This is a genomic window from Nostoc sp. (genome assembly GCF_036917635.1).
Lineage (GTDB): Bacteria > Cyanobacteriota > Cyanobacteriia > Cyanobacteriales > Nostocaceae > Nostoc.
The window spans coordinates 1-7,133 of the sequence record NZ_JBALCW010000068.1 but is presented as its reverse complement, the minus strand read 5'-3'; the positions used below and the strand labels follow the sequence as shown (position 1 = coordinate 7,133).

Here is a 7,133-nt window from a genome sequence, read left to right as displayed (position 1 = left end):
ATTACGAAGCAAGCGGTGGCGGCTAGCAGGGTGGGGATCATTACTACGCCGAACCAACCGATGTAAATACGGTTGTTGGTGCTGGTGATCCACTCACAGAATCTATCCCATACGTTGGCGCTTGAGCGCTGTTGTAAGGTTGCTGTCATGGTTTTATAAGTGCGGTTAGTTATTTATTAATCAGGCGGTTTTGTTTTTGCCTGTGAAACTACTTTACAATGCTTTACATTTTTTAATCAAGTTTTTTACTTCAGTAAAGCTGATACAACTCATCAGCTTTACTTATTTAAAGGTAAGAACTGGGTAGACGTACCCTACCTTGGCTTCTGTTCTAACTTTTCACGGCATAACCCTGGATGAACTATCTTAGGACTTAGGCACTGTACAAATGGGTCGTAATGTGAATTAACGATATTGAGGATGTTTTCAGGAATGATCCTGCGATCGCAAAGTCAGCCCGTCAGACATTGCCTACACCCTCTAAACTTGTCTCCCCTGCCTCCTGCCTCTTGGTTGAATGCTCTCAATCCCTACAAGCGTCTAATCTACTCGGTCAAACTCAGACTAGAATTAGAATGGACGTGACGTTCTCTAGTAGCCAAAGTGCCAGACTCTTTGCCATTGCGCGATCGCTATCTTGCCTTAATTGATGAAATTGTCGAAACCACCCTCAAGGGCAAAATTAGCTCTGTTGAGATGGTGTATCAAATGCTGCTTAAAGGAATTACTTCTGGTACAGGAGAAGTCTTTGAGTTAGCTTTGAGCGATCGCTTGAATGCTCTCCAAAATCAAGTCGATAGTGAAAAAGACGAACTCAAAAAAGCTAAGGCTACTCGGAGTTTGAGAGCCATTAAAACTATTCAAAGTCAATGGCAACGCTTTTGGGAGCAAAACAAAACCACAGAAGCGATCGCCTCCGCAGTTACAGAAATTACCACATCTGCGGCAGATGAGCGTCTAGCGGTATTTTTACGGGTTACCGATCCCAATCAGAAGTCCCCGCTAAATTTGCAACAGCTACAGCAATTGTCAAAAGCATTACAGCAATTTGCTCAGGCAGATGCTGATTTACAACAATTTTCCGAAGGTATTACCCGTGGTTTAGCTTCTTGGGGGCGATTGCAAGACAACTTGCTCAGTTGGATGTACGAGCAAAAAGAATCTTTGGGATTTGGCGGCGTACCCGGTGAACGTGGGCCTTGGGCAAGTTGGGCGAAACAACTCAACAGTGAGTTACCCAAAGCACTGCTTCGCACCTTAGCTATGGAAGAATCTGCAATAGAGTTTGCCGAGCGACAACGGGGGATTACCCTTAGAGATTGGGTGGAAATGGCATTGATTTTACAGTTCTTGCAACGGGGACTAATTAACTGGTTTGACCAACAAGCTTACGATATTAAGGCCGGGCCAAAGTTGTCCATTTCCACCTTTTTAACTTTTGCAGTAATTTGGAGCCAGTTAGCAAGTGGTTTTAGGAGCATTGGCACAGTATACAGCGATGCCTGTTCTCAAATCATGCTCCAAATTTTGCGAACCTTTGCCCAGCGTCCGTATTTTCCCTTTTACGGCGGAATTTTTGCCTCTTTTACTGGCACTTATTTGCGAGATGCCCTCGATTATTTGGATGAACCATTGCGACGAGGCGAGGGAACCCAAGAAAAGGCGCGGATTTTGACCCTTTTAGGTTATTCTCAGCGTGCTTTAGGACAATACCAGCGCTCTATTGATTTTCATCAGCAGGCATTAGAGATAGCCAGAAATGCAGGCGATCGCACCTGTGAAATTGCCAATCTCAACCACCTCAGCCGCACCTATGTGCAACAGCAAAATTATCCTGAGGCAATTAACTACAGTCAACGGGCATTGATACTGAGTCGGCAAGCAGGCGATAGAACAGGAGAAGCAAACGCGCTAGTAAATTTAGGTTACAGCGAAGTGATGCAAGCTCAGGAATTGGAAAACCTAGAACCCGAAACCTATGAATCAGCAATTAATTATTTAGAACAAGGTTTAAAATTATCAGAAAAATTAGGCGATATTCAAAGTAAAGCCTTATGTGTCAGCAGCTTAGGAATTGCCTATTTAGTAATTGGAGAACACCAAACTGCAATTAAATATCTTGAAGATGGCTTTAAAACAGCGCAAGTTTCCGGCGATTTATATCTCCAAGGGCGTAACTTAGCTTATTTGGCAGAAGCTTATTATCATCTCCAAAATTCAGAAAAAACAGTTTACACAGGCTGCTTGGGAATGTATCTTTTAGAGCAAATTGCTTCTCGTGAGTGGCGACAACCAGCAGGATTACTGACAATTTTACAAAGACAAATCGGGGCAGAAGCTTTCCAAAAATTATTACAGCAACATCGTCCGAAAATCATTGCAGTTATTGGTGTAGATGGCTACGATCACATTCCGCAATTGTTAGAAGAATATAAACAAGATATGTAAGAAAGTAATTCGATAAAAAAAGGAGGGAATTAAGCCCCCCAAATTATCGGGGGGTTGGGGGGATCTTCCGGGGCAAAATATTACTAACACCAAGCGTATTTTCGTATATTTAAGAAGTTTGCTTCTTATCTGTTTGGTAAGCCTGCAATAGATATTCACCATTGAAATGAATCAGGTGAGTTGAATCATCAGCAACCCAAACATCTGTTTCCCAAGCAATCTCTGCCAGATATGCCACCATTGCCTTACGGCTAAGAAATGTTGTTATCATCACCAGAGGTATTTGGATATCTTTGAATAAGACTTCAAGTTCCTTCTTGCGTTTAGGATTAATTGGGCCATGTGAAGTTACAGCTTCAATCAACACCAACCAGTTATTTGTTGTGAAGTGAATAATCACATCTGGCATTTTGCCGTGAGAATCAATATTAACGCCTAAATCTGCTAGTGCTGCTTCATCGAAGTGGGCGAACTTTTCATCTGTATCGCCAATATAGATTAGCTTTCCGCTAGGAGTAAAACGAGGAGCAAAATCATTAATAATTTTTTCAATCAGAATATTCTGACCACCTGGCGATAAAGTTTTAATTTCTCCGTCAATTACTATAGGAATACGTGACATTTCGCGCTCTTGAGCATATTGTTTTTTCAGAGTTTCAACTGAAGCAAGATAGGTGCAAATACTCTTTTCCCATTCCTCAGTACCGTAGGTTCGTAATAGTTCGAGCGCACTTTCCTCGATTTGATATACAGTTTTGGGACTGTTAATAGGGCGGCTTAAATCATCTGGATTAGCAACTATCAAAGCTGCATCCAGAAATTGATGCACTGTCTGGCGGCGAACTGTTTCCCGTGTGTTGGGCTTATAGGTTTTGCCATAATGTTTAGCCATAAAGTTCATCATCGGCGTAATTCCCATCAAAGGGGAAGTTGCTAATTGCCAAGAGTCTAGCGGTTTTAAGTCAAGCAACGCCAAGAGAGTTAAAGCTGACCGTTCGTTAAGCTGTGCCTGTGGAAAGCCCAATTGTGTCAAAATTTGCAGCGCTTCATCAATTCGAGACTTAGTTGCAATTGGATTATTCTCTGACAGATTTGACATACTCAGTAGCTTATTTTCAATAAGTTCATCAATTTCTTGCAAAGAAGGAAACTGCTTTTTAATCCCCGTCCCTAATGACAATAGCTGTGACAAATTAGGGTACTTTAATTTTCGTAAATCTGTTGCATTGACCTGAGTATGCCCATTAAACAACCGAAAAAAAGCATCAACTAGGGTTGAATTGAGATAAACAGCAAGCCCACGAGCCAAAGTAAGGCTAAGTCCACACCCATCTTTGTGAAAGTAATTCAAGTGATTTTCAAAGCCGACATAGCGATAATTAAATTGGTCGGCATCATAAACTACCGCAACAACACGCTTTTTCTCTTCTTTCGATGAAAATCTTTTACATAAGACGTAATGCTCATTTGGTATTAGAAGATTCGCTGTTTCTTCTATATGCACTATTGCTTGAGGCTTTTTAGTTATTTTTGGGTATTCTACATATCCATTCGCTAAATTTACCGGATAAATTAAAGGAACGGTATTGTTTTCTGGATTTGTCCTTAAGTACTCTTTTGCTCGGAAATCTACTACCCGCCCGGTTGAAACTGTTAGCCCTAAATCTTTCAAAGTACAGCTAAAAAGTGTCATCTTTTGAACTATTTGCTGGCTAATCTTATCTGGAATAATATGAATAAACTTCTCTAAATCATTAGGGTTAACTAACTCAGAATATGGTACAGAATGTGACATTATCAAGTCATCATTAGCGCCAAAACTGCTATTGATGATGACGCTGCTAGACTTTTGCCTTTGTTTTGTAGTTTGGATGATGATAGTTTCCTGCAAAACATCATCGTCACTAAAGGCTTCTTGTCGCGACTCAAAAAGATGTACTTGCTCTAAAGCCATCATCTCTAAAAACATCTTGCGAAAGTCACGGAAATACGGCCCATTGCAAAAACTGCGCGGTGTAATCGCTACAAATTCCCCACTTGGTTTTAGAAGTTGCGCTGTTGCAGCCATAAAACCAGTATAAAGATTACTAGTTTCTAAACCAATGGAACGCAGCAATTCGCGCATTTGGGAATGAGCATTAATTTTCAAATAAGGCGGGTTGAGAATAGCATGAGTAAATTGTGTTGCGTAGTTTACCGCCGTAGGCATCGCACTATTCAATAAACCAAGCTTTTGCAGCCTGACAGCATCTTCAATAAAATCAGTCTCACGAATTTCGTAATTGAAGGAAATACCCACACGTTGACATTCCTTCTCACATAGCTCTAGAGTTTGATGCAAATATCGAATTAGAAAAGGGTCAATTTCATAAGCTACAACGCGCAAACTTGACGTGTGTTTTTGATGCTGGCATACTTGTACCACAAAAGCCGCTAGTAATGAACCGATTCCTGCTCCAGCATCAAGCAAAGATATTTCAGGCAAATCTAGCCGATTAAACATCCCAGCCATCAATTGGGCTACTGAGGCGGGAGTGAGAAACTGACCCATCGACACTTTTTTGTCTTGCCTTAGCTTTAAACTTACTACAGCCCGATGAAGATCGACTTCTGCAAGCAAGTTTCCACTTGATAGTTTTGCGAGGCTGGTAAATCCTAAACTACTGTTATGATTTGCTACTAATGCTCTATTGCTTGATGGGACGATCACGGTCTATTTTTTTAATTGCTATTAAATCTACAACAACTTTACGACATCCTGATGTCTAAAGGCGATCGCGTTCTGCAAAACCTCATATCATTTCGCTATGAGGATGCATTTAATATAGTTTTACGACTTACGCAAAACTATACGGTGTAAGGGCAATTCATCAATTATCCCTACCTGAATATAAGGGTTTTGTCTATTGTTTGCATAAGCTCTGTATTTATTAAACGAACCGCAAACGCGAGTGCGTCTTTAAGAGTTGGACGCAAAGGAAGAGAGGGTTCAAGTAATTGGTGCAAGTTTATTTACTCAACACTTAAAGAAGTCCTGCTGATTCATATAATCGTTTGAGCATTGCTGAAATCTTCGGACCATAATCCAAATCTGCTGACCACCGCCCTGATAGCTGATCAATTAATGGCGCAATTCCCCGCGTCACAAAGCGAAACCTTGGATCTACTACTTCTTGTACCAAAGGTTCTAAACTAGCGTAAGCTTTCAAATGTTGGATGTGCGCCCTCACTCCAATTCTGGCACTTGGAAAAGATGCAGCCTCCGAACCACCACCGATCGCACCTAAGCCTGCAAAATTATTTTGCTCGGGTTTAATATCACCACCAAACTGTAAAAATCCAGTTTCTACACACATTTGGCAAAAGGCAATATCATAGTTCACTCCCTCTATACCTCCTTCTTCTCGATAAAGTTTTGGGATGTCAGGAAAGCTTACTAAAGCATTTTCATTATTGTTTCTCAAAAATAATTGCAACTGTACTTCAGAAGTATTACCATTCGACATCACCCGCGAAAATTGACCAGGGCAAACCACCAAATTCGATCGCAAGCTAACAGTCCGCGTTGCCGCATTCCAACTGACTGCAACATTAAAATCTCGCAGTTCGATCGCTTTGACATAAACTACTTTGTGATAGGTAATCCTGTTGACATTAGCCGTTTTTGAAAGGTCAATCCGCAAAAGGTCTACTAAATCAATGGGGATGTAAGCATTACCATTAACTAAAACTCCTTGCTCTGAGTAATTTTGTCCATTAATATTAATATTAATTGGCGGATAATTTGTTTCGGTCGGAGTTCCAGGAGTGGGGTCAATTACACGACTCCAAGTCACCAATCCATCGACAATTCCTAAAGCAAAATCGCGGCGACGAGTTTGCAGCAAAGCCCGATCATCTGGATTGCTGAGAAACGCCACTTGCATCACCAAAGCTGGAAAGGTTGTCTGGCGACAGAATGCTAAACTACCTAAACCACTATCTGTATCTGGCTTGACTCCCCGATTCGGTAATTGGGGTACGCGGCGCAACAACCCCACTAGCAATTGTTCAGCATTACTTCTGCGATCGCTATTATTAGCAATGTAGAAGACGCTAGCCCCACGCACAGAAGGGCTGTTAGCCGCATTAGATTCAATTTCTAGGGCAACATCACCCCGGCGGCCACGGGAATTGATCCAGGTGATAGTTTGGGCGGCACTCAAGTCATCAGGGACTGCCAAAATTTCCACATTCCGCGCCCTCAGTTCCGTGACAATCAAATCCCGCAGCAAAATCATTTCTTTCGCTTCAGTTGTACCACCTGCGATCGCACCTGGATCTATCCCTCTAGCTTCTTTACCTCCGTGAGCCGCCGAAATAAAAATACGCCCCATTTTAAGTATTTCCTCTGATAAAATTAAGTGTAAGCAATTATATAGATAATTCTTGGTCTAGCAACAAGAATATAATAGCCATCAGAAGTGTTTTGTCATTTATCCTTTGGTATTTCTCCAAAGTTAATGTTCAGCGAGTGGGGAGTGGGAAAGATGAGGGAGATGAGGAAGCAGGGGAAGCAGGGGAAGCAGGGGGAGAAGAACTATTAATTATTGACCAATGACCAATGACCAATGACCAATGACCAATGACCAATGACCAATGACCAATGACCAATGACCAATGACCAATGACCAATGACCAATGAC

4 protein-coding genes and 1 pseudogene are annotated in these 7,133 nt (G+C 41.6%); 2 read left to right on the top strand and 3 right to left on the bottom strand.

Going from position 1 to position 7,133, the window contains the following annotated elements; translation table 11 throughout:
* Positions 1-149 (bottom strand): annotated as a pseudogene (locus V7K32_RS16935) (photosystem II q(b) protein); the annotation flags it as partial.
* A 454-nt stretch (positions 150-603) separates the two neighbouring features.
* Here V7K32_RS16935 and V7K32_RS16930 point away from each other — a divergent pair.
* On the top strand, positions 604-2,448 hold the full coding sequence (locus V7K32_RS16930; RefSeq protein WP_334994995.1) for a tetratricopeptide repeat protein: 1,845 nt from the start codon (positions 604-606) through the stop codon (positions 2,446-2,448).
* Between the two features lie 109 nt (positions 2,449-2,557).
* On the opposite strand, the gene V7K32_RS16925 is transcribed toward V7K32_RS16930, so the two are convergent.
* Both V7K32_RS16925 and tftA read right to left on the bottom strand, forming a co-directional pair.
* A complete protein-coding gene (locus tag V7K32_RS16925) occupies positions 2,558-5,158 on the bottom strand; it encodes a BsuBI/PstI family type II restriction endonuclease (RefSeq protein ID WP_334994994.1) in 2,601 nt (866 codons plus the stop codon).
* 313 nt (positions 5,159-5,471) lie between these two features.
* Entirely contained in the window at positions 5,472-6,824 is a 1,353-nt protein-coding gene (gene tftA / locus V7K32_RS16920) for a hormogonium tapered terminus morphoprotein TftA (protein WP_334994993.1), read from the bottom strand.
* A 92-nt stretch (positions 6,825-6,916) separates the two neighbouring features.
* Here tftA and V7K32_RS16915 point away from each other — a divergent pair, with 92 nt between their 5' ends.
* Positions 6,917-7,048: a hypothetical protein gene (locus V7K32_RS16915; RefSeq protein WP_334994992.1), complete on the top strand. Its 132-nt coding sequence runs from the start codon at positions 6,917-6,919 to the stop codon at positions 7,046-7,048.
* The last annotated feature ends 85 nt before the right edge of the window (positions 7,049-7,133 follow it).

Coding starts and splice junctions, on each gene's coding strand:
- tftA (WP_334994993.1), bottom strand. CDS start 6,824: ATGGGGCGTATTTTTATTTCGGCGGCTCACGGAGGTAAAGAAGCTAGA.